This is a genomic window from Mycolicibacterium lacusdiani, from assembly GCF_021916785.1.
In the GTDB taxonomy this organism is placed as follows: domain Bacteria; phylum Actinomycetota; class Actinomycetes; order Mycobacteriales; family Mycobacteriaceae; genus Mycobacterium; species Mycobacterium lacusdiani.
In genome coordinates, this window is record NZ_JAKCFC010000004.1 from 189889 (window position 1) to 211485 (window position 21597).

The 21597-nt window shown below is 68.2% G+C and carries 20 protein-coding genes; 10 read left to right on the plus strand and 10 right to left on the minus strand.

Annotation, left to right across the window (positions count from 1 at the left end):
• Positions 1 to 15: 15 nt before the first annotated feature.
• Positions 16 to 1209 carry a DNA polymerase III subunit beta gene (gene dnaN / locus LOK44_RS14540; protein ID WP_179973484.1) on the minus strand — a complete coding sequence of 398 codons (1194 nt, stop codon included), beginning with the start codon at positions 1207 to 1209 and terminating at the stop codon, positions 16 to 18.
• A 583-nt stretch (positions 1210 to 1792) separates the two neighbouring features.
• A complete protein-coding gene (gene dnaA / locus LOK44_RS14545; RefSeq protein WP_237570770.1) occupies positions 1793 to 3283 on the minus strand; it encodes a chromosomal replication initiator protein DnaA in 1491 nt (496 codons plus the stop codon).
• Positions 3284 to 3826: 543 nt separating this feature from the next.
• On the opposite strand from dnaA, the gene rpmH reads away from it, so the two are divergent.
• From rpmH to LOK44_RS14590, 9 genes are all read left to right on the plus strand, one after another.
• Positions 3827 to 3970 carry a 50S ribosomal protein L34 gene (gene rpmH / locus LOK44_RS14550; protein WP_073695092.1) on the plus strand — a complete coding sequence of 48 codons (144 nt, stop codon included), beginning with the start codon at positions 3827 to 3829 and terminating at the stop codon, positions 3968 to 3970.
• A gap of 21 nt (positions 3971 to 3991) precedes the next feature.
• Positions 3992 to 4333, plus strand: coding sequence for a ribonuclease P protein component (gene rnpA, locus LOK44_RS14555; RefSeq protein ID WP_237570771.1), 342 nt, complete (start codon positions 3992 to 3994; stop codon positions 4331 to 4333).
• A gap of 65 nt (positions 4334 to 4398) precedes the next feature.
• Positions 4399 to 4635, plus strand: a complete 237-nt coding sequence (gene yidD, locus LOK44_RS14560) for a membrane protein insertion efficiency factor YidD (protein WP_237571179.1) — start codon at positions 4399 to 4401, stop codon at positions 4633 to 4635.
• A complete protein-coding gene (yidC, locus tag LOK44_RS14565) occupies positions 4628 to 5818 on the plus strand; it encodes a membrane protein insertase YidC (RefSeq protein ID WP_237570772.1) in 1191 nt (396 codons plus the stop codon). The genes yidD and yidC overlap by 8 nt, the downstream gene beginning before the upstream one ends.
• A gap of 59 nt (positions 5819 to 5877) precedes the next feature.
• The gene (locus LOK44_RS14570; protein ID WP_237570773.1) at positions 5878 to 6402 is read left to right on the plus strand and encodes a Jag family protein; all 525 of its coding nucleotides are present in this window, start codon (positions 5878 to 5880) and stop codon (positions 6400 to 6402) included.
• Between the two features lie 78 nt (positions 6403 to 6480).
• Positions 6481 to 7173, plus strand: coding sequence for a 16S rRNA (guanine(527)-N(7))-methyltransferase RsmG (rsmG, locus tag LOK44_RS14575; protein ID WP_237570774.1), 693 nt, complete (start codon positions 6481 to 6483; stop codon positions 7171 to 7173).
• A complete protein-coding gene (locus LOK44_RS14580) occupies positions 7170 to 8150 on the plus strand; it encodes a ParA family protein (RefSeq protein WP_237570775.1) in 981 nt (326 codons plus the stop codon). Before rsmG ends, LOK44_RS14580 begins: the two co-directional genes overlap by 4 nt.
• 19 nt (positions 8151 to 8169) lie before the next feature.
• Entirely contained in the window at positions 8170 to 9159 is a 990-nt protein-coding gene (locus tag LOK44_RS14585) for a ParB/RepB/Spo0J family partition protein (RefSeq protein WP_237570776.1), read from the plus strand.
• Positions 9160 to 9374: 215 nt separating this feature from the next.
• Positions 9375 to 10118 carry an acetyltransferase gene (locus tag LOK44_RS14590; protein ID WP_237570777.1) on the plus strand — a complete coding sequence of 248 codons (744 nt, stop codon included), beginning with the start codon at positions 9375 to 9377 and terminating at the stop codon, positions 10116 to 10118.
• Positions 10119 to 10125: 7 nt separating this feature from the next.
• Here LOK44_RS14590 and LOK44_RS14595 read toward each other — a convergent pair whose 3' ends face one another.
• From LOK44_RS14595 to LOK44_RS14610, 4 genes are all read right to left on the minus strand, one after another.
• Entirely contained in the window at positions 10126 to 11316 is a 1191-nt protein-coding gene (locus tag LOK44_RS14595) for an N-acetylmuramoyl-L-alanine amidase (RefSeq protein WP_237570778.1), read from the minus strand.
• Positions 11317 to 11448: 132 nt separating this feature from the next.
• The gene (trxA, locus tag LOK44_RS14600; protein ID WP_163919867.1) at positions 11449 to 11781 is read right to left on the minus strand and encodes a thioredoxin; all 333 of its coding nucleotides are present in this window, start codon (positions 11779 to 11781) and stop codon (positions 11449 to 11451) included.
• Positions 11782 to 11793: 12 nt separating this feature from the next.
• The gene (gene trxB, locus LOK44_RS14605; protein WP_237570779.1) at positions 11794 to 12765 is read right to left on the minus strand and encodes a thioredoxin-disulfide reductase; all 972 of its coding nucleotides are present in this window, start codon (positions 12763 to 12765) and stop codon (positions 11794 to 11796) included.
• 138 nt (positions 12766 to 12903) lie between these two features.
• Positions 12904 to 13653 (minus strand): RsmA family anti-sigma factor, encoded by a 750-nt coding sequence (locus tag LOK44_RS14610; protein ID WP_237570780.1) that lies wholly within the window; start codon positions 13651 to 13653, stop codon positions 12904 to 12906.
• Between the two features lie 127 nt (positions 13654 to 13780).
• On the opposite strand from LOK44_RS14610, the gene LOK44_RS14615 reads away from it, so the two are divergent.
• Entirely contained in the window at positions 13781 to 14065 is a 285-nt protein-coding gene (locus LOK44_RS14615; protein WP_237570781.1) for a hypothetical protein, read from the plus strand.
• Here LOK44_RS14615 and sigM read toward each other — a convergent pair.
• The 4 genes from sigM to LOK44_RS14635 form a co-directional block, all read right to left on the minus strand.
• The gene (gene sigM / locus LOK44_RS14620; RefSeq protein WP_237570782.1) at positions 14059 to 14646 is read right to left on the minus strand and encodes an RNA polymerase sigma factor SigM; all 588 of its coding nucleotides are present in this window, start codon (positions 14644 to 14646) and stop codon (positions 14059 to 14061) included. The genes LOK44_RS14615 and sigM overlap by 7 nt on opposite strands.
• Positions 14647 to 14745: 99 nt before the next feature.
• Positions 14746 to 18336, minus strand: coding sequence for a murein biosynthesis integral membrane protein MurJ (gene murJ, locus LOK44_RS14625; protein WP_237570783.1), 3591 nt, complete (start codon positions 18334 to 18336; stop codon positions 14746 to 14748).
• Complete coding sequence (locus tag LOK44_RS14630; protein WP_237570784.1) at positions 18333 to 20747, minus strand: hypothetical protein; 2415 nt, start codon at positions 20745 to 20747, stop codon at positions 18333 to 18335. Before LOK44_RS14630 ends, murJ begins: the two co-directional genes overlap by 4 nt.
• Positions 20744 to 21580 carry an NUDIX hydrolase gene (locus LOK44_RS14635; RefSeq protein WP_179973486.1) on the minus strand — a complete coding sequence of 279 codons (837 nt, stop codon included), beginning with the start codon at positions 21578 to 21580 and terminating at the stop codon, positions 20744 to 20746. The genes LOK44_RS14630 and LOK44_RS14635 overlap by 4 nt, the downstream gene beginning before the upstream one ends.
• Positions 21581 to 21597: the final 17 nt, after the last annotated feature.

Consider the following 21597-nt stretch of genomic DNA (forward strand, 5'->3'; position numbering starts at 1 on the left):
GCTGTTCCGGGCCGGTCAGCCCGGAAGCCGCACCGGCATCAACAAGTACACGTAGTCGGTCTGTCCGGCCGGGAAGGGGCCGCTCGATCCGGCGTGCCCTCCATCATCACCCGTGGGACGCAACACCGCGGGACGACTGGGTGTCGTGAACCCGAACGTCACCTTCTCCGAATGCAACGAGCCGAGGCCGTCGGTGAGGTAGGTCGGGTTGAACGCAATGGTGAGGGGATCGCCAGAGAATTCGACCGGCAGGTCCTCCTCGGCCTTGCCGACGTCTTCTGCGCCCGCGGACAGGTGCAGCACGTCGGAGTCGAATTCCATCCGGACCTGTGCGCCACGGTCGGCGACAAGTGCCACGCGCTTGATGGCCTCGGTGAGCTCGGCGACGTTGAGGGTCGCGACGGCCGTGTGCTCCGACGGCAGCAGCTGGCGGAACTTGGGGAACTCGGCGTCGAGCAGGCGGCTGGTGGTGCGCTTGCCGTTGCTGCGGATGCCCAGCAGGCCGTCCTTGCCGACCGAGTCGCCGGATCCGAGTGACAGGTGGACCTCGGTGCCGTCGGAGCCGGCCTTCGCCGCCTCGGACAGGGTCTTGGCGGGTACTAGCACCGCTGCCTCGACGTCAGCCGCGGCGTTGGCCCAGGTGAGTTCGCGGACGGCCAGTCGGAAGCGGTCGGTGGCCGCCAAAACGACCTTGTCCCCGGAGATTTCGACGCGGATGCCGGTGAGCATCGGCAGCGTGTCGTCGCGACCGGCCGCGACCGCCACCTGGCTGATCGCCTGACCGAACAGATCCGAGGGCACGATGCCCGTCTCGTCGGGCAGTGCGGGCAGCGTCGGATAGTCCTCCACGGCCATCGTCGGCAGCGAGAATCGTGCGCTTCCGCAGCTCAGAGCCACTCGGGTGCCCTCGACGGTCACGTCGACCGGCTTGGCAGGCAGCGACCTGGTGATGTCGGAGAGCAGCCGACCCGACACCAGAACGCTTCCCGGAGAAGCGATCTCGGCGGCGACGCGGATCTCCGCCGACACCTCGTAGTCGTAACCCGAGATCGTCAGCCCGTCGTCGGAGCCGGTGAGGAGCACGCCGGAGAGCACCGGGACGGTCGGCCGGGTCGGCAGGATGCGCGCAACCCACGCCACTGCATCGGCGAAGTCTTCGCGCACCAGGCGAAACTTCAAATCCGTGAGACCAGCAGTCGTCGTGGCCACGTCCATAGCGTCCCTTCGATGAAACCCAAGCGGCAAGCGTCAGCAGCGGAAATGACATTCCGTCGTGACGTCGCAGTGTGACGACCGTACCGGTCGCCGGACTCCAACCGTAGAGCCTCCCGCGTTTTCTTGAAAGCTAATCGATGCCAGGGACGTCTCGGCGTTCGAGCCGGTCAACCCCGGGTCGGATCGCTGCGTCCCCAGGCCTTCTCTTCTAGAAGAAATCCCTTGTAGGTATACGAGTATTAGTAATAGGGCCTGTGCAGGTTGGGGATGGAGGGTGCTCTGCGCAGGTGGGACGTGGTTCGGGCTCGTGCAGCGCTCGTGGAGCGATCTCGGCGTCGAGCAGTCTGCTCGTGGATGGCGGCCGATGTGCCCACGAGCGGTGTCGGTTCGGGCCGATTCGTCCGGAGGTTGTGCACAGGGGAGTGCACGAGCCCAGGCTGTGACTGGTGGTGCGAGAGGTGGCGAAGTTTCTCGGAAATTGGTCGGCTTCGAGGCATGAATCGGCCATGACGAGGCTCCGATGGAGAGTGAAAGGGGTTGATCGGTCCGCGCAGGAGCGTGTGCGGAACGGTGAATGTCAGCGCTTGGAGCGCTGGCGGATCCGCGTGGTGAGTTCGGTGACGTGATCGAAGACCTCGCGCCGCTGGGCCATCTCACTACGAATCTTCTTCTCGGCGTACATGACCGTGGTGTGGTCGCGGCCGAATGCTTGTCCGATCTTCGGCAGGGACAGATCCGTGAGCTCGCGACATAGATACATGGCGATCTGGCGCGACTGAGCCAGGGCGCGGGTCTTGCCGGGGCCCCTGAGCTCCTCTACCGAGATCTCGAAGTAATCCGCGGTGACGGCCATGATCGTGGCCGTACCGATCTGCATGGTGCTCGAGTCGGAGATCAGGTCGCGCAGCACGATCTCCGCGAGCGACTTGTCGATCGTCGTCTTGTTGAGGCTTGCGAAGGCGGTCACGCGGATCAGCGCACCCTCGAGTTCACGGATGTTGCGCTCGATCCGGCTGGCGATCAGCTCGAGGACGTCGTCGGGCACGTCCAGCCGGTCCATCTGCGCCTTCTTGCGAAGAATCGCGATGCGCGTCTCGAGTTCGGGGGGCTGCACGTCGGTGATCAGGCCCCACTCGAAGCGGGTCCGCAGCCGGTCCTCGAGCGTCGCCAACTGCTTGGGCGGCCGGTCGGACGAGATGACGATCTGCTTGTTCGCGTTGTGCAGCGTGTTGAAGGTATGGAAGAACTCCTCCTGGATGCCTTCCTTGCCTTCGATGAACTGGATGTCGTCGACCAGCAGCACGTCGATGTCGCGATAACTCCGCTTGAACGACGCCTTGCGATCGTCGCGTAGCGAGTTGATGAAGTCGTTGGTGAATTCCTCGGTGGAGACGTACTTCACGCGCATGCCGGGGAAGAGCCGTTGGGCGTAGTTGCCCGCGGCGTGCAGCAGGTGGGTCTTGCCGAGACCGGACTCACCCCAGATGAACAAGGGGTTGTATGCCCGGGCCGGCGCCTCCGCGATGGCGAGCGTCGCGGCGTGCGCGAAGCGGTTCGACGCACCGATGACGAAGGTGTCGAACGTGTAGCGCCGGTTGAGGCTGACGTCGGGCGTGGTGTCTCGGCTCGGCGGCCTATTGGAGAAGTAGCTCGGCCAGCTCGCCTCGGCACTCGCGCGTGCCTCGCCGTCCTCGTCCACCTCGTCGGCGTCGGGGAGGGGGGCCAGCACCCGGTCGTCGCCGTCGGAGTCCTCGACCGGGCCGGGGTCGGCGATGCGAACGCCGAGTTCGACGCGCTGTCCGAGGCGTCGGCTCAGGATGGTGACGATGTGCTCGCGCAGGTGTCGTTCGATCTCGTTCTGGACGAAAGGGGTCGGAACGGAGAGAAGGGCAAAGCCCTCGGTCATCACCAGCGGCTTGACCAGCTTGAGCCACGCGCGTTGCTGAGGCGTCAGAGCCGGCAGTGCCGCGAACCCGTTGCTGGTGTCACGGATGGGGGAGTCGCCGTTGAGTTCGGCGACCACGTCGTTCCAGATCGCGATGAAGGGCGGATCGGGGTCCGTGGACAACGAGACGTACCCCCTAGTGGCCAGTCGTCGACCAGGCCGAATATGACGATGCCAAAACTGTCCACATGTTTATCCACAGACTGTGGACAGCGGACGTTGGTGTCGTATTGATGTCTATTCGTGGGGATGAACGTCGCCGGGGCTCGTCACGTGCTCGGCGGCTGTGGGCTCGCGGGTAGTCCATCCTCGATCTGTCGTCTTTACGCCGTTCGCTTCCGAAACGGCACTGCCAGAAGCTAACAGTTTTCATGGCGGGTGCCAACCGTTCTGCAACATTGACGAGACCTTCCGCGGTCGCGTTTTCGCCGACATGACGCGGGGGTGAAAACTGTGACTGATGGTGTCTGGCGGAGTGTCGCTCCCACCGAATGACAGTGGTTTGACCTAGGGAAATCTCGTCAGTACCCTCGAACAGTCGCCCGAACGTGGCGACACGGCTGCGACCTGGGCAACTGGGATATCGGCGCCGGGGCTAGCAAGCGGTACGCACGATCACACCACCTGAGTGATCGGCGCCGCAACACGTAACGAGGAGTGACAGCCGTGGCCAAGGGCAAGCGGACTTTCCAGCCCAACAACCGTCGGCGTGCGCGCGTGCATGGCTTCCGCCTGCGGATGCGGACCCGTGCAGGCCGGGCCATCGTGTCCGCACGGCGTGGCAAGGGCCGCCGCTCTCTCACTGCGTGATCAGACGCAGGTTCTAGCGCAGTGCTTCCGGCTCAGCACCGGATGACACGGTCGACGGACTTCGGGCTGACGGTCAAGCGCGGTATACGCGCTTCTCAGCCCAATCTCGTGCTGCATGCGCTTCATTCCGATGGCGAGCACCTCGAGGCACCCAAGGTTGGCTTGGTCGTATCCAAGGCCGTCGGCAACGCGGTGATCCGGCATCGGGTCTCCCGTCGGCTGCGCCACGTCGCCCGCGACGTACTGGACGACCTGTCTCCCGGCGATCGACTCGTCATCCGCGCTCTGCCCAAGAGTGCCGACGCGGATTCGGCGCGACTCCGACGTGAGCTGACCACCGCACTCGAACGGACTCGTCGGTGACCCGCCGCAGCGTTTCCAGTCGGCTCGCCGGCGGCGCGGTCTATCTCATCGAGCTGTACCGGAACATGATCTCGCCGTTCCGTCCCCCCGCCTGTCGCTTCACCCCAACCTGTAGCCAGTACGCGGTGGACGCGCTGCGCGGCCACGGTCTGATGCGCGGAACATGGCTCACGATCGCGAGGCTCGCGAAGTGCGGTCCGTGGCATCGGGGAGGATGGGATCCGATACCCGAACCGCGGCATGACAACCACACCCACGTAGCTGACGAGGCCGCGACGCTGAGGAGCGATTCACTTGTTTAACTGGGCGAGCCTGGACTACATCTATTACCCGGTCTCGGCGATCATGTGGCTCTGGTACAAGCTGTTCGCCTTCCTGCTGGGACCGTCGAACTTCTTCGCATGGGCGCTCTCGGTGATGTTCCTCGTCTTCACGCTGCGCGCGATCCTCTACAAGCCGTTCGTCCGGCAGATCGAGACCACGCGGCAGATGCAGGAGCTGCAGCCTCAGATCAAGGCGCTGCAGAAGAAGTACGGCAAGGACCGCCAGCGCATGGCTCTCGAGATGCAGAAGCTGCAGAAGGACCACGGGTTCAACCCGATCCTGGGCTGTCTGCCGATGCTGGCACAGGTGCCGGTGTTCCTCGGGCTCTACCACGTGCTGATGTCGTTCAACCGAACGCAGACCGGTTTCGGTCGGCTGGGGCTGAGCGTCGAAGAGAACCGCTCGCTCGGCAACTACCTCTTCAGCGCCACCGACGTTGGACACTTCCTGGACGCGAACCTGTTCGGTGCCCCGCTCGGCGCGTCGATGATCCAGACGGTTGGGCTCGATGCGTTCACGGAGTTCGACCGGATGGCAGTAATCTTCACCGGCATTCCGCTGATGATCATCGCGGGTATCGCGACGCACTTCAACAGCCGTGCGTCGGTCGCCCGGCAGAGTCCCGAAGCCGCGGCCAACCCGCAGACCGCGATGATGAACAAGCTCGCGCTGTACGTCTTTCCGATCGGCGTCGTCGTCGGCGGGCCGTTCCTTCCGCTCGCCGTGATCCTGTACTGGGTGTCGAACAACATCTGGACCTACGGGCAGCAGCACTACGTGTTCGGCAAGATCGAGAAGCGCGAAGAAGCCGAGAAGCTGGCGATCAAGGAGCGACAGGCGTCCAACGCGCCCGCACCGGGAGCTCGTCCCAAGAAGGGTGCCAAGCCGGCCCCGGGTGCGAAGCCTGTCGCAGGCGGCAAGCCGGTGAAGCGCGCTGAAGCCACCGATTCCGCCGTGGAGGACGTCGAGTCGACGGCGATCGTCGAGGACGGTGAGGCGCCGGTCGACACTGCGCCGCCGACGAAGACGCCGCCGACCAAGAAGCCGGCGGCGAAGAATGCTGCCGCCAAGAAGCCACCCGCGAAGGGCAGCACCAACGGTGCTGCCAAGAACGCTCCGCGCCGGAACACCACCAACCGGCCGCGCAAGCGACGAACTTGACCGGAAACGCACGCGGGTAGTCACCCGTGCTTCGACCGGTGAACGAGGAAGGACGAAACATGACAGACGCGGATACGACCGAACGCACCGCTGAGGCGGAGGAGCCCAAGACCGAGGATCTCGAGGAGCGTCTCGTCGCCGAGGGGGAGATCGCCGGCGACTATCTCGAGGAACTGCTGGACCTTCTCGACTTCGACGGTGACATCGATCTGGACGTCGAGGGGGACCGCGCGGTCGTCAGCATCGACGGCGGCACGGATCTCAACAAGCTCGTCGGGCGCAAGGGTGAGGTACTCGATGCGCTCCAGGAGTTGACGCGGCTCGCCGTGCATCAGAAGACGGGGGAGCGCAGCCGCCTGATGCTCGACATCGCGAAGTGGCGTCGCCGTCGCCGTGACGAGCTGGCGGCCCTTGGCGACCGCATCGCCAGGCGGGTGCTGGAGAGCGGCGAGCGTCAGTCGCTGGATCCGATGACGCCGTTCGAACGCAAGATCGTGCACGACGCAGTGGCCGCCGTCGAGGGCGTCCGCAGCGAGAGCGAGGGCGCAGAGCCGTCGCGTCGCGTCGTCGTGCTGCTTGGCTGAGTGTCTCGACGTGAGCGCGGCTCACAAGGAGTTACATCCATGTAGTTCTCTGGGACGAGCGGCGGAGGGATGTTTCACGTGAAACACGGCGAAGCACCTCCGACGCCCCCGGAGGCTGCGGCGGTGTTCGGCCCTGCACTGGGAGCGGCTGAGCACTACGTCCGAATCCTGGCGGGCGCCGGCATCGAACGCGGTCTTATTGGACCTGCCGAGGTCGACCGGCTATGGACCCGCCACGTCCTCAACAGCGCCGCAATTGCGGAACTCGTCGACGACGGTGAGGCGGTGGCCGATGTCGGCAGCGGCGCAGGACTTCCCGGTATCCCGTTGGCGTTGGCGCGTCCGGGAGCCCGGGTGATCCTCGTCGAGCCGCTCTTGCGCCGCTCCGAATTCCTGACCGAGATCGCCGACGAGCTTGGACTCGACATCACCGTGGTACGCGGTCGGGCGGAGGACAAGGACGTCCGGCGCGCCGTCGGAGAGATCGACGCGGTCACTTCTCGAGCGGTCGCCTCGCTCGACAAGCTCACGCGTTGGTGCGCGCCTCTCCTTCGAGAAGGTGGCCGCATGCTGGCGATGAAGGGCGAGCGGGCAGCCGATGAAGTCGACGAGCATCGGCGCGCTATGGCGTCGCTGGGTGTAGACGACGTAAGGGTGGTGAAATGTGGCGTGAGCTTCTTGACTCCACCCGCAACCGTGGTCGTCGGACGGCGAGCGGTGCGGACGTCGCGGTCGCGACGGCCGACACGACCGAGCAGGAGCAAGTCATGACACCACCCATCCGCCGGACGACGCTGGGTCCGCCCACCGACGAGGCACCGGCTCCCGTTTCACGTGAAACATCGCCGGGGCTTGCGACGCCGGACTGGCAGGACCCGACGATCGACACACCCATCGGTCAAGAGGCGGAGCGCGCCGTGCGGGTCCTACACCGCGCCAAGGGCCAAGGTCTGCCACGGCCGCCACGGCAGCGGGTCTTCACGATCGCCAACCAGAAGGGCGGGGTCGGCAAGACCACCACCGCCGTGAACGTCGCGGCGGCGCTGGCGCTGCAGGGGCTGAACACGCTCGTGATCGACCTCGATCCGCAGGGCAATGCGAGCACGGCTCTGGGTGTCGAACACCGCCCGGGTACGCCGTCGTCGTACGAGGTGCTCATCGGTGAGATCACGCTGGAGGAAGCGCTGCACCGCAGTCCGCACAACGAGCGGCTGTACTGCGTGCCAGCGACGATCGACCTCGCCGGAGCTGAGATCGAATTGGTCAGCATGGTGGCTCGCGAAACTCGGCTGCGCAACGCGTTGGCCAGTCTCAAGGAACACGACTTCGACTACGTGTTCATCGACTGCCCGCCCTCACTGGGCCTCCTCACGATCAACGCATTGGTCGCAGCACCCGAGGTTCTGATCCCGATCCAGTGCGAGTACTACGCACTTGAGGGCGTGGGCCAGTTGCTCCGCAACATCGAGATGGTCAAGGCACATCTCAACCAGGGGCTCAACGTCAGCACCGTCATCCTGACGATGTACGACGGACGCACCCGACTGGCCGACCAGGTCGCCGAGGACGTCCGGGCGCATTTCGGCGACAAGGTGTTGCGCACCGTCATCCCGCGCAGCGTGAAGGTGTCCGAGGCGCCCGGCTATGGCATGACGATCCTCGACTACGACCCGGGTTCACGTGGAGCCATGAGCTATCTCGACGCGAGTCGGGAGATCGCCGAGCGCGGCAGCAGGACGACCCATTGATGACGACGGAGGGATGGCGATGACGCAGCCACAGCGCAAGAGGACCGGCCTCGGCCGCGGACTGGCATCCCTCATCCCCACGGGTCCCGCCGACGGTCCCGCCGGAGCCGGCGACATGGGTCCGCGCATGGGAGATGCCGCCGCAGACGCCATGTTCGGTGGTCCGCCCCAGCCACCCGTGGTGACGTCGGAGGTCGGTGCGGTGTACCGGGAGCTGGATCCGGCGTCGATCGAGCCCAACCCACGTCAGCCCCGGACGGTGTTCGACGGCGAGGCGCTGGCCGAACTCGTGCACTCGATCCGCGAGTTCGGACTCATGCAGCCCGTCGTCGTGCGGCCAGTGGACTCCGACGGCGGGGCGCCGCGCTACCAACTCGTCATGGGGGAGCGGCGATGGCGTGCCGCCCAGGAGGCCGGGCTGGCGACGCTGCCCGCGATCGTCCGGCAGACTGCCGACGACAGCATGCTGCGGGACGCACTGCTCGAGAACATTCACCGCGCACAGCTGAACCCTTTGGAAGAAGCTGCGGCCTACCAACAGCTGCTCGACGAGTTCGGCGTCACCCACGAGGAACTCGCCACCCGCATCGGCCGGTCGCGGCCGGTCATCTCGAACATGATCCGGCTGCTGCGGCTTCCGGTCGCGGTGCAGCGCCGCGTGGCCGCCGGCGTGCTCTCCGCCGGGCATGCCCGCGCGCTACTGTCGCTCGAAGGTGGTCCGGAGAAGCAGGAGGAACTCGCCGCCCGCATCGTCGCGGAGGGGCTGTCGGTTCGCGCGACCGAGGAAGCCGTGACTCTGGCCAACCGGGAGGGCCCGGTCACCGGTCCGGCACCGCGCCGCAAGCCGATCCAGATGCCCGGTCTGCAGGAAGTTGCTGAAAACCTCTCGTCGGCGTTCGACACACGCGTCACGGTCAGCCTCGGCAAACGCAAGGGCAAGATCGTGGTCGAATTCGGCTCGGTCGACGACTTGGAGCGAATCGTGTCGATCATGAACGCTGCGAAGTGATGACCCACCACACCGCCTAATTACGTCACTGTGACACATGTTGGCCCCGCGTCGGTGCTCGATGCGGCTCCGAGGAGGAAAACCGTTGTCCGACAGCTGCATTCGGCTCCGAAGGCGGTCGAAGTGATCTCGGAGGCGCGAGGTCTGACGCCGCCACCGGGGTTCTCTATCCTTGAGGGGCAGAATCGGTCGAAGTCGGAGAACGGGGGAGCATAGTGTCCGCACGGATCTCCCCACTTCGGCTTCAGGGGTTCGAACAGCTGCCGAAGCATGCCAGGCGGTGTGTGTTCTGGGAAGTCGACCCCGCGACACTCCCCGACGACCATCATCTCGCCGATCCGGAATTCGAGAAGGAAGCGTGGCTGTCGATGGTCATGCTCGAATGGGGCTCGTGCGGGCAGGTCGCTCAGCCAGTTCGGTCGGGCGAGGACCCGTTGGGGTCGCCCATGCCGGATGACGAGGCGCCGTGTCTCGGATACGCGTTCTACGCGCCGCCGCGTGCGGTCCCGCGCGCAGGTCTCTTCCCGTCCGGACCGGTGAGTGCGGATGCCGTCCTGCTCACGTCGATCGGCGTGGAGACAGGAACCGAGGGGGAGACCCTCACGCGGGGACTCGTCGCCGCCGTCGTCGCGGACTTGGTTCGGCGTGGTGTGCGCGCACTCGAGGCGTTCGGTCGTACCCCGGAGGCCGCCGAACTCGCCGACCCGCGCGCAGTGGATCCGGAACTGCGGCCGGTGGTCCGAGCACTCGGCGACTGCTCGACCGATCAGTGCGTCGTCGAGGCGGACTTCCTCACCGACGTCGGATTCGTCGTCGTCTCACCGCATCGCTACTTTCCGCGCCTGAGGCTGGAACTCGAGCAGGGACTCGGCTGGAAGGCCGGCGTCGAGGCGGCACTGGAGCGACTGCTGGAGAGCGCGCAGCTGACACAGCCCGTGGGGGCCGGCGCAGCGCGCTGATTCCAGATCAGCCGTTGGCGGCTTGCTGCTCCACGGAGAGTTCGTGCGCGAGCAGCTCGGCGAACGTGAAAGTTCCTGTGGGACGGTCGTTCTTGCCGAGCAGGTAGAGCCGCTTCACCGCGGCGAGGATGCCCTCGGCGATGGCGTCGCGGGTGTTCGCCGACACCAGCAGCTCCCGGTCGTGCGGGTTGCTCGTGTAACCCACGTCGACCTGCACCGTGGGCATCCTGGTGAGCCGCAGCAGATCCCACGTGCGGCCGTGCGTGCGGCAATCCCGCAACCCCGTGCGCGCCACCACTTCTCGCTGAATGAAGTCGGCGAGATTGCGGCCGATCGTCGAGACCGAGCCGTGCGCATTGCCGAAGTAGAACGAGGCGACACCGTTGGCCGCAGGCCCTGGCAGCGTCGCGCAGCGCAGGCTGATCATCAGGTCGGCGCCGACAGTGTTTGCGGTGGTTGCCCGTTCGGCGTCCAGCGGACTGCCCGCCACGGGACGGGACAGGAACGTCTCCATGCCGATGGCGGTCATCCGACCCTCGAGCCGGCTCGCGAGATCCCACAGGATGTCGGCTTCACTCACCGGACCGTCGGGTCCCGTCATGATCAGACCGTGGTCGTTACCGCCGCGGCCCGGATCGATGATGATCCGCTTGCCCGACAGGCGCGGGCCGGAGCGACGAACCAGTTCCTCCTCGCGGATCGCGTGCGGCGAACCACCGGTGACGCGTGAGCCGAGGAAGTACAGCGAGCGCAACGTCTCGGGGCCGCAGATGCCGTCCGGGTAGAGGCCGTACTCCCGCTGATACGACATCAGCGAGTTGTGCGTCTGCAACCCGAAGTGGCCGTCGACGAGGTTGTGATAGAAACCGAGGTCCTGTAGCCGCGCCTGCAGCGTCGCCACGTCGTCGCCGTACATCGGGGCGCCGAACTGGTGGGCGAGGGTGCGCGCACCGAGCCGGTAGGACGCCTCCCGCAGGGCCCGGTAGGTGGCCTCGCCGACCACCCCGTCGACCAGCAGGCCGCGGTGCTGCTGGAACGCGCGGACGGCCTGGTCGAGGTCGTCGTCGAACACGTCGAGCGCCACGTGCTTGCCGGTCGTGAGGTCGTCGTCGGGACTGTCGACGAGACCGAGTGCAGCGAGAGAAGCGCGGATCTCGGTGACCGCACCCCCTCGGTCACCACGGCGCAAACTCGACATAACCAGGCCTTTCAGGTCGCGGACGACGACTAACACCCCGCGGCTGTCGCCAAATAGGCTAGCCAGCATTGTCGCAGACCCGCGTGAGAATCCCGAAACGCCGAGGGTGGCCGCGCCGCCGCGGCAGTAGGGCTACTCGGCGTCGGCTAGTTCGCGCAGCAGCGCAGCCTTGCCCTTGGCGCCGACGATCCGCTTCACGGCTTCACCGTTCTTGAACAGGATCATCGTGGGGATCGACACGACCTGGAAGTCGCGGGCGGTGGCCGGGTTGGCGTCCACGTCGATCTTCGCGACGGTCAGCTGACCGGCCTTCTCCGAGGCGATTTCCTCGAGCACCGGAGCGACCATCTTGCACGGTCCGCACCAGCTCGCCCAGAAGTCGACCAGTACGGGCGTGCTGCTGCCCAGGACGTCGGTCGAGAACGAATCGTCGGTGACCTTCACCGTGTTCGAATTTTCACTCATGGCAACTCCTCGTTAGACGGGTGCGGACGTTTCTTCATCATCGGGGCCGGCTTCGTGCTCGGCGAGCCACCGCTCGGCATCGATCGCGGCCGCACAGCCACTGCCCGCGGCGGTGATCGCCTGGCGGTAGATGCGGTCGACCAGGTCGCCTGCGGCGAACACGCCGTCGATGGACGTCGACGTCGTACGGCCCCCGACTGCGACGTAGCCGTCGTCGTCGAGGTCGACCTGGCCGCGGACGAGATTCGAGCGCGGGTCGTGGCCGATCGCGACGAACACGCCGGTGACGGCCAGCTTCGACTCCTCGCCGGTAACCGTGTCGCGGAGGCGGACGCCGGTGACCTTGGGCTCACCCTCGACCTCGGTCACCTCGGTGTTCATCAGCATCGTGATCTTCGGGTTGGCCTTGGCGCGGTCCAGCATGATCCGCGACGCGCGGAACTCCTCGCGGCGGTGGATGAGGGTGACGCTGCGCGCAAAGCGGGTGAGGAACGTGGCCTCCTCCATCGCGGAGTCACCGCCACCGATCACGGCGATGTCCTGGTCGCGGAAGAAGAAGCCGTCACAGGTGGCACACGTGCTCACGCCGGTGCCGATGCGCTCCTGCTCGCCAGGCACGCCCAGGTAACGGGCTGCAGCGCCCATCGCGAGGATGATCGACCGGGCCGCGAAGGTCTCGCCATCGACCGTGACGGTCTTGATGGGTCCCTCGAGCGATACCTCGTCGACGTCCTCCATGCGCAGGTCGGCACCGAAGCGCTCGGCCTGCTCGCGCATCTCGGCCATCAGTTCGGGGCCGGTGATGCCTTGCTTGAAGCCGGGGAAGTTCTCGACCTCGGTGGTCGTCATCAGTGCACCACCGAACTGCACGCCCTCGAAGACCAGCGGCTTGAGCTGGGCACGCGCGGCGTAGATCGCCGCGGTGTAGCCGGCCGGTCCCGAGCCGACGATGATCAGGTCGTGAACCGGGGTAGTGGAGGTCATGTCCATCCTTTGCTTTCAGCCGGTAAGTCCTTCTCGGACCGGCACGCGTATAACACCAGCGTAGGGTGCGCTGTTCCCGGGCCACCGCGTAGGCGGTGAATTCAGCTCAAGCCGCGTAGGCGGTGAAGTGGCGGCGTGTCAGGGCCTACGCAGCGTGGTCGTCGCGATCCGCCCGTCGCCGCCCGCCCCGCACGTCGGGTCGACGACCGCTGCGGTGACGTCACGGGGGTCGTCGCCCGGCAGCACCAGTAGTACTGCCGCCCGGCCGGCGGCGCTGACCGCGCGCGCTCCGAGCGCCGAGGTCCCAGGCGGATACCCCAGCGCGGTCAGACACGCGCTCAGGCGCTGCGGAGCGGACAGCGGGCCTGCGTCGACGGGTCCGTCGATCAGGCCGTAGATCTGTGCGGCGGGCACGGGGAAGTCATCGGGTCCGGCCGTCGCCGTGATGCGGTCGACGGTGTTGCGTGCCGAGGGGACCGCGTCATCCCCGCCGAGCGTGGCCACGGCGACGCCGATCCCGACGACCACCGCGGCCACCCCTACGATCACCGCGACCGTCCGCGGCCTCGGCGAGTGGAACCGGCGCACCGCATGCGTCGCGCCGGGTCGTGGGGGCGGGTCCGCAGCGCGCAGGGCGTCGGCGATCCGGGCAGTCACGTCGTCGGACACGTCCGGCGCCGAGTCCGCATCCCACGCTAGGCCGGCCAGGTCGCGGCGCACCCGGTCGAGCGCTGCCACGTCGCGCACGGCGTCGGGATCGGTGCGGATCCGGCTGCGCAGCCGGGCGGCGGTCTCGTCGTCGAGCAGCCCCGCCTGCAGGTCGGCGATCAGTGACAGGGGCACCGGCGCGTCGGGCGGTGGCAGCCCGTCGGAGCTGGTGGCGGCCATGTGCACTCCCGATCGTGAACCGATCCGTCGCAGCGAGGGATCATCGCGCAGTTTAGGGAATGGCGCCGACCAAACAGGCGTTCAATCAAGTGGGGGTTGCAGCATGTCATTTGGAAGGTCGTCACTCGTGTTCAATCGAAGGCTCGCCACGATTGGCTCGGCGGCCGTGATGGGGATCGGTGCATTCGCCGCTGCGGCGGGTATCGCCGCCGCTCCCACCGCCACCGCGGCACCGTGTAGTCAGTTCATCCAGCCGTTCAACCCGTACCTGCAAACCTGTGGCATCCCGAACAATCCACCAGCGGTGCGCGGGGCTTCGCCGGGAGCGGGCGCGATCATCGCGTGCCGCAACATCCCTGGCTGCCTGTCCTACGTCGTCAACGGCGGACCGGGTTTCCCCGGTTACTACTGAGGCAGGACGTCGGCACGTCGCGCCGAGTCATGCGACAAATAGTCCAGTGTCTCGGCCAGTTTCGCGCGCGCCCGTGCGCAGCGGCTCTTGATCGTGCCCTCCGGTACGCCCAGCAGCAGCGCCGTCTCGGCGACCGAGTAGCCGTGCATGTCCACCGCGACGACGGCGGCGCGCTGCTCGAGTGGCAGGCGCAGCAGCGCCCGTTCGACGACCAGCGCGGTGTCCACGAGGGCCGTCGGGTCGCCCGATGGGTGCGCGTCGTCGAGTAGCGGTGTGGTCGGGTGATTCTTGTTGTGCCGCAAGCGATCCAGGCACGAGTTGACGACGATACGGTACAGCCAGCTGCTGACCGACGCGTCGTAGCGGAACGTCGCGGCCTTGCGGTGCGCCGACAACAGCGCATCCTGCAGGGCGTCGGCCGCGTCGTCGTGATTGCGGCTCGTGAGATGGGCGAGCCGGTAGAGCTGGCGCCGGTGCCGATGGAACAGCGTCGCGAACGCGTGCCGGTCACCGGCGACGTGGGCCGCCAGCAACTGCGCGTCGGACCGGACGTCCTCGGCGGAGTCGGCGGCGTCGTTCACAAGGCAAACCCTAAGCACGCCGGAGCACCCCAGGTGACACCTCTTGTGTTCCGGTACCGCTGACCTGGGGTTAGCGCATCCGAGGCCTGGGGATGGCCGTCAGCCCGCGGCGGTGAGCGTGATGTCCGACAGCGTGGACTCGCTTCTGCCGTCGACGGTACCGAGCGTCGTGATCCACACCAGCACGTAAGAGGTGGGGGAGGCATTGCTGATCGGGATGGTGTTCGAGCCGGTCTTCATCGGCGTGGGCGGCGTCATCTCAGTCGTGTCCTCGAGCGACGCCGGCGTCGCGGACTGGGCCGAACGAATCTGGATCGCCGTGCCGGTGCTGTTGAGGTTCACCGTCACCGACGCGAGCGTCGTGGGCTGCGGCAGCTGCAGCACCAAACCCACGCCGCTCTTGAAGCCAGGGAACGGTGCGGGATCGCTGTAGGTGTCGGTCGGCCATCCGGTGGCGGGATCACCGTCGATGGCGAGGCCGGCGTCACTCGGGTTGTCCGCTTCGCCTCCCGGTGAGAACACCGTCGCGCGAACGGGTTTCACCACTCCGGTGGCTGGGGTGTCAGTCTCGCTGGTCGGGGCGTTGAGGCCCAGCTCGTTCCTGTCGAGCGGCCCGCCGACGTCACCGAACAGGCCACGCAGACCGATCGCGAGGCCGACCAGCACGACGACCAGAATGACGGCGCCGACGGCGATGCCGATGATCATGCCCTTGCGCCTGCGGCGCTGACTCTCGGGATCAGCCGCGGCCAGCGGAGCCTTGCCGCTGCCCCCGTTGGCACCGGGAGCGTCGACGGGCGTGATCAACTCGGTGCGGTCGGCGACGGCAGTGGCCTGCTGCAGGAGGTTGAGCAGCGTGCCCGCCGTGCGGATGCCGCCGTTCTCCTGCACGGCGCGTGCGGCGGCCGCGGAGATCTGGAACGGGATCTCGCGGTCGACGGCACGCGGCTCGACGGGCTGCCCGGAGGCGTCCACGTCGGCCTGGGCCATGCCGCTGTTGGCACCGGACTCCGGCAGGGGCCAGCGGTCGACGAGCAGGGCGTACAGCGAGGCGCCGATGCCGCGGATGTCGTCCTCGGGCTCGGCGTCGGGCATCGTCGCCGGGAAGGCCAGCGCCACGTCACCGTCGATGCTGACCCGGACCCGTCCGGGGTGGTCGATCGAGAGCGCGACGCCCTCGCGGTGGGCTGCCTCGGCTGCCGCGGCGAGGGACTGGATCGCACGGGCGCCGCCGATCGCCGACGGTGCGGTCTCGGCGACCTCGGCCAGCGAGCCGCCGCGGATCCACTCCGCGACGACCAGTCCGCCGGAACCGGTGTTGGCAACGTCGAGCACGCGTGCCACGCCTGGCATGTTCAGCCTGCTGAGCTTCAGCGTGCGGGACAGGATCTCCTGCAGCTCGTCGTCGGGCAGCACGGCATCCGGGTCGACGAACGTGAGCGCAACCTGGCGGTCGAGCGCCGTGTCGAGGGCATGCCAGAACTGCAGGTGCGGCGGTCCGCCGTGGAACACCAGCAGCCGGTAGCGCCCGCCCGCGATCGTGGCGCCGGGGATGAGGTGCACGTCGTCGTCGGTGGCCGCCTCGATCGGCGGCTCGTTGAGCATGCCGAAGGACAGTGCCTCACGGGTCGGGTCGCCGCCGTAGTCGGCGGGCGGCCTGCCCGACGGCGGCTGGCTCACCTCGGTGGGCACGTCGGGCTCGAAGTCGTCGGCCGACGGGCGCGGGATGCGTGTGGTCGCGCCGCTGTCGGCGCCGGTCGCGGGGCCGCCTGCGGGGTCGTTCGTCACCGCTGGTCCTCTCCACGGCCTTCCTCCGGCAACCCCTGCCGGAGGCGCTACCCGTCTGACCGGCCCATATTGACGCGGTGGTAACGGGTGCGAATTCCTGTGCTCAGAGTACGGGACCGCGCTGCTCGGACGCGGTCGGACGGGGGGCAACGGCGGCGTCGCAGGCGCCGGCGAGCTAGCTCCGAGGCGCCGCTTCACGAACACCAGTGCCGACTGCGCCTCGGGCACCTTCGCGGCGAGCAGCACCGCCGCGATGATCGGCACCATGATCAATCCGAGCACCAGCAGCCGCAGCAGCGATCCGCCCGCACCGCTATTCGTGGTGAGCGACTCGAGGCCGAGCAGTTGGTCCACGACGTGTGCGATCAGACCCGCGCCGAGCGAGGCGGCGATCGCGACGAGGATCGTCCGCAGCACCGGCAGTCCGATCAGCCTGCCGTCGGGCGGGCGCAGGTTGGCGCGCAGCACCAGATGTCCGACCGTCGCTCCGGCCAGGAAGCCCAGGCCGTTGGCGAGGCCGAGGTATCCGGCGACGAGCTGGGGGTCGTCGGTGAGATGGGGTGCGGCGAGCGAGGCTACGATCTTCACCGCGGTGATGACGAGGATCAGCGCGATCGGCGTCCACGGCTGCTGCCGGGCGTAGAACACCCGGAGTTGCAGCAGCACCAGCGCATACGGGATCAGCGTGAAGGCCGACAGCGTGATCGCCATGCCCAGGTAGCCGGCGTCGGTCTCGCCGAAGTTGCCGTAGGAGAACAGTGCGCTGCCGATGGCGGGGCCGCCGACGGTCATGAACGCCACGATCGGGATGAGCGTGACCATCGTGAGCCGAGTGGCCAGCGACAGGTCGCGAAGCACCGCGGGAGTGTCGTTGGCGGCGGCGTTGCGCGACAGCCGCGGCATGACCACGGTGAGCACCGTGACGCCGATCATGCCGAACGGCAGCTGCAGGATCAGCCACGCGTAGTTGTAGATCGCAGGGCCCGAAGCGGCTGCGCTGGAGGCGATCTGGTTGCCCACGATCAGTCCGACCTGGCTGATCAGCACGTAGAGCACCATCGCCGCGGCCATCGTGCCGAACTGCTTGAGCCGGTCGTCGATGCCCCACAGCGGCCGCAGGCTGATGCGCTCGCGGCGGATCGCCAGCAGCAGCACCGCCGCCTGTGCGACCACCCCGAGCGTGGTGCCGATGCCGAGGACCAGCAGCTTGGCGTTGCCCATCTCGACGGGGTCGAGTGACATCTCGCCGGGTACCAGGACGTAGACGCCGAGCGTGGCGATTGCCACCAGGTTGTTGATCACCGGCGCCCATGCCGGTGGCCCGAACACGTTGCGGGTGTTCAGGATCGCCATGAAAACCGACGTCAGGCCGTAGAAGATCACCTGTGGCAGAAGCAGATACGCAAACGCCGTGGTCAGTGGCTCGTTCACCAGGGTCTCGGACCCGAGCATGAGCCGCACCAGCAGCGGTGCCGCGGCAACCGAGGCAATGGTGGCCAGCAGCAGCAGCGCGGTGGCGAGGGTGACCAGGCGGCGCACGAAAGCCGTTCCGCCGTCGGCGTCGTCGCGTTCGGCACGCGCCAGCACGGGGACGAAGATCGCCGTGAACGTCGCCTCGAGCACCAGTGCGGCGACGAGGTTCGGCAGCTGGTTGGCCACGGAGAACGCGCTCGACAGCGCGGCGCCGAGGATCGCCGCGAGCAGGACGATGCGGATGAAGCCGGTGATGCGACTGATCAGCGTCGCGAACGCCATGCCCCACGACCGGGACACGACGGCGGAGTCGGACAGCTCCTTGCGGAACTGGGGGCCTGCGACCTGGCCTGCGCGTCGGCGTGGGGCTGGCCCGCGGGGAATCCGCTGACGTGGCGGCGCTGGTGGTGGCCGCCGAGGTGTCGTCACCGCTCGTCCGGGCCGTAGGCGATGGCCGTGTCGACCGGATCGGGCGAGTCGTCGGCAGTGGTCCGGCGGGGCGGCCGGTCGAGGTCGGCGCGGTCGGGCTGGCCGCGGAACCGGTGCCACAGTCGGCGTCCGGCCAGCAGGAACAGCACCGCACCCGCCGACAGCGTGATGATGAACAGCACCTTGCCGTAGGCGTTGGAGTGCAACGACAGTCGCACCGGTTCGCCGAGGGAGAGGCCGTCGACCGTGCGCAGCGACACGTCGACCGCGACGCGCTGGGTGAAGTGCACCTCGACCGGCACCCGCAGCGGCAGGAAGCCCGGCGGCAGCACGATCTCACCCATGTCGGTGACGGTCATCCCGGGTGGGGCGGCCACGTCGAGGCGGACCCGGATCGGTACGGGTAGGTCGTTGCGCAGAGCCAGTGGCAGCGGGCTGCGTTCGGTGGCCAGCGTGTACGAACCGCCGGGGTTGACGATGGTGACGGCGTTGAACAGGTCACCGACCGTGGTCGCGGTTCGTCGAATGCGCTGCTCCGCCAGCCCATTCCGCGCATCGGGGGGTACCGACTGGCTCAGTGCGCGCAGCATGTCCTCGCGCAGCGGCGCGGTGTACTCCGTGCCGGTGAGGCCCGTGCGTTCGTCGGTGGTCAGCGCCGCCGTCAGACCCCACAGCCGGCCGGACGCACCCGAGACCGCCGAGATGACATCGTCGCCGAACCGGGCGCGCGCGTTGCCGAGGGCATCGGCGGGAACCGGCTGCTCGGTGGCAGGCGCGGCGGCGAGGGTCTCGGCGATCACCATGGGCAGCGGCCGCGGCGCGGCCAGGCCCGAGTTGATCGACGTCGCCAGCGCGGACAGCAGGGCCGCGGCGTCGTCCTGCTGCAGGTCCCACACCATCGGCGGCACCAGGATCTCGGCACGCGGCTCGGTCGCGGGTCGCAGCCCGCGCCACAGCATCGCCGCGAGCGCGTCCTGCCGGCGAGCCACCTGCGAGTCCTGCTGCAGCGGTACGTCGAGTGAGCTGTCGAGGTACGACGGGGACGACGGCCTGGCGCCCGCGCCTGCCAATGCCGCGCCGACCGTCGGGTCGACGGGGGCCGTGACGACCTGCCGGGTGTAGCGGCGCGGGGCAAGGTCGACCGGTGGCTGTTCGCCGGATGCCGAGTCCTGCGCGGTGTAGTCCGGTGGGGCGATGGCCACGGTCGGGCCCTGCTCAGACAGCAGCTGCACCGCGGGCCCGGTCAACGGTCCGTCGCCCAGCAGCGTGGCGCCGCGCACCGACGCGATCCCGAGGATCTGGTCGACCACGTCGGGGGACTCGGTGGTCGCGACGGCCGCAAGTCCTGGGTCACCGACGCGCCGCAGTGCGGTCAGGTCGGCCTGGGCGTACACCGACGACGTGACGCACAGCCGTTGGGCAAGCGACTTCAGCCGGCCCAGCCAGTTCACCGCCGCCTCCTGGCCGGTGCCGGGCTGCGTTGGGGCGCTGAGCCCGCCGTCGGCGGACTCCGTGACGACGTAGCCGGTCGTCATCGCGTTGACCGTGACCAGCAGGTCCGGATCGACGGCCAGACACAGCGCGCTGCGGACCTGTCCCGCCGGATCGACCGGGGGACTGGTGGCGAAGTCGGCCGCCGAGAGCAGCGTGTCGAGCCTGCCGCCGGGGGCCAGCGAGGTGGCCAGCTCGTCGTCGGCGAGGCGGACCGGCGTCGTGGCGCCGGGGACGCCCGCCGCGAGTCGAGGTCGGTCGGCGAGCGGCCACAGCATCGTCACGCCGACCGGGCGCGAGGTGTCAGGTGGCACGACGGCGGACACCGGGTCGGTGGACTCGAGCGACGGATCGGGAGGAACCCCGACGACGGGAAGCAGGAAGCGGGCGTCGTCTAGGCGGGCCGGTGCGCCGTAGTCGGGCGTGCCGTTGACGTTGACCAGCAGCGGGTAGACGCCGGGTTCGGAGATGCGCAGCGACGGCTCGGCACCCGACCGCAAGGGGAAGAAGAGGCGGAACGCAGCGCTCTGGCCCTGGCTCAATTCCGGTGCGATGGTCACGAAGCCGCCGACCGGCTCGAACTGGTCACCGCTGCCGGCGAGGCTGGTGCGAAGGCCGGCCGACGTCGTCACCGCCGCCGCGGTCTCGAGCCGCACCACGACGTCGCGAACCGACCGGTCCCCGATGTTCGCCACCCTGCCCGTGACGGTGACGAAGGGTTCGCCCGCGGTGCTGACGATCTCGGGCGTGACGCGATCGATGCTCAGCTTGAGGAACTGGGTGACGCCGGGTTCGCCCGCGGCCGCACGGGGCAGCAGTGCGGGCGCGGCGACCAGCGTCAGGAGGACCACGGCGGCCAGCAAGCGCACGAGCACTCGAGGCACGGTCCCAGCGGCCGAGACTGCCGCCCGAAACGTCATGTTCCCTGGCCGCAGCCGTTCGCCCGCCGGCCGGGTCGCATCTTCCCCCGGTCGCTCCGCTCTGCCCCCGAGGAACGGTCCCCGGGCTCTCTGCGCTCTGCACCGAGGGAAGGGGGAGTGGAGTCGTCGGCACGACGGTGGGTGTGGGAGTGGGTCTGCGGCCTGCGCCGCGGCGAGGTGTGCGGCAGCGGCGGGAGGCTGCCGGGCCCGTCGGTGTGCAGCTTGTCGATGAGTTCACCGGCGACCTGGGCGAGCTTGCGCTCGTCGGCGTAGGCGAGCCGTTTGGGCAGTTCCCGCAGCGGCACCCAGGCCACCTCGGTCACCTCGACGTCTTCGTCGGACAGTTCCCCGCCGAGGAACCGCATGAGGTAGTGGTGCACCGTCTTGTGCACGCGGCGGCCCTCGGTGACGAACCAGTAGTCGATGCTGCCGAGCGCGGCGAGCACGCTGCCCTCGATGCCGGTCTCCTCGGCGACCTCGCGGATCGCGGTCTGCTCGGCGGTCTCGCCCATCTCGATGTGACCCTTGGGCAGCGACCACAGCATGCGGCCGCGACGGTCGAGCCTGCCGATCAGCGCGGCGACCTGAGAGTCCTTCGGGCCGTCGATCCCGTCGATGACGAGGCCGCCCGCCGACGTCTCGTGGACGGTGCGGAGCCGGTCCGGCTGGCGTCGGGGCTGGGGGTTGCGGTGTCCGTTGGCGGCCGGTACGGCGCTGGGGAGCGGGACTACGGAAGCGGGTTGCGGCGCACTGGCCTCGGGCGGCCCTGCCGAGCGTCGGCCGCGGCGCCTTCCTCGGCGCCGTCGTGGTTTGGCTTGTTCGCCCTCCGACACCCAAGCGATAGTAGCTG

Coding starts and splice junctions, on each gene's coding strand:
- yidD (WP_237571179.1), top strand. CDS start 4,399: ATGATCTCGCCGTTCCGTCCCCCCGCCTGTCGCTTCACCCCAACCTGT.
- LOK44_RS14570 (WP_237570773.1), top strand. CDS start 5,878: ATGACAGACGCGGATACGACCGAACGCACCGCTGAGGCGGAGGAGCCC.
- LOK44_RS14580 (WP_237570775.1), top strand. CDS start 7,170: ATGACACCACCCATCCGCCGGACGACGCTGGGTCCGCCCACCGACGAG.
- LOK44_RS14585 (WP_237570776.1), top strand. CDS start 8,170: ATGACGCAGCCACAGCGCAAGAGGACCGGCCTCGGCCGCGGACTGGCA.
- LOK44_RS14595 (WP_237570778.1), bottom strand. CDS start 11,316: ATGTCGAGTTTGCGCCGTGGTGACCGAGGGGGTGCGGTCACCGAGATC.
- trxA (WP_163919867.1), bottom strand. CDS start 11,781: ATGAGTGAAAATTCGAACACGGTGAAGGTCACCGACGATTCGTTCTCG.
- trxB (WP_237570779.1), bottom strand. CDS start 12,765: ATGACCTCCACTACCCCGGTTCACGACCTGATCATCGTCGGCTCGGGA.
- LOK44_RS14610 (WP_237570780.1), bottom strand. CDS start 13,653: ATGGCCGCCACCAGCTCCGACGGGCTGCCACCGCCCGACGCGCCGGTG.
- LOK44_RS14630 (WP_237570784.1), bottom strand. CDS start 20,747: ATGACGTTTCGGGCGGCAGTCTCGGCCGCTGGGACCGTGCCTCGAGTG.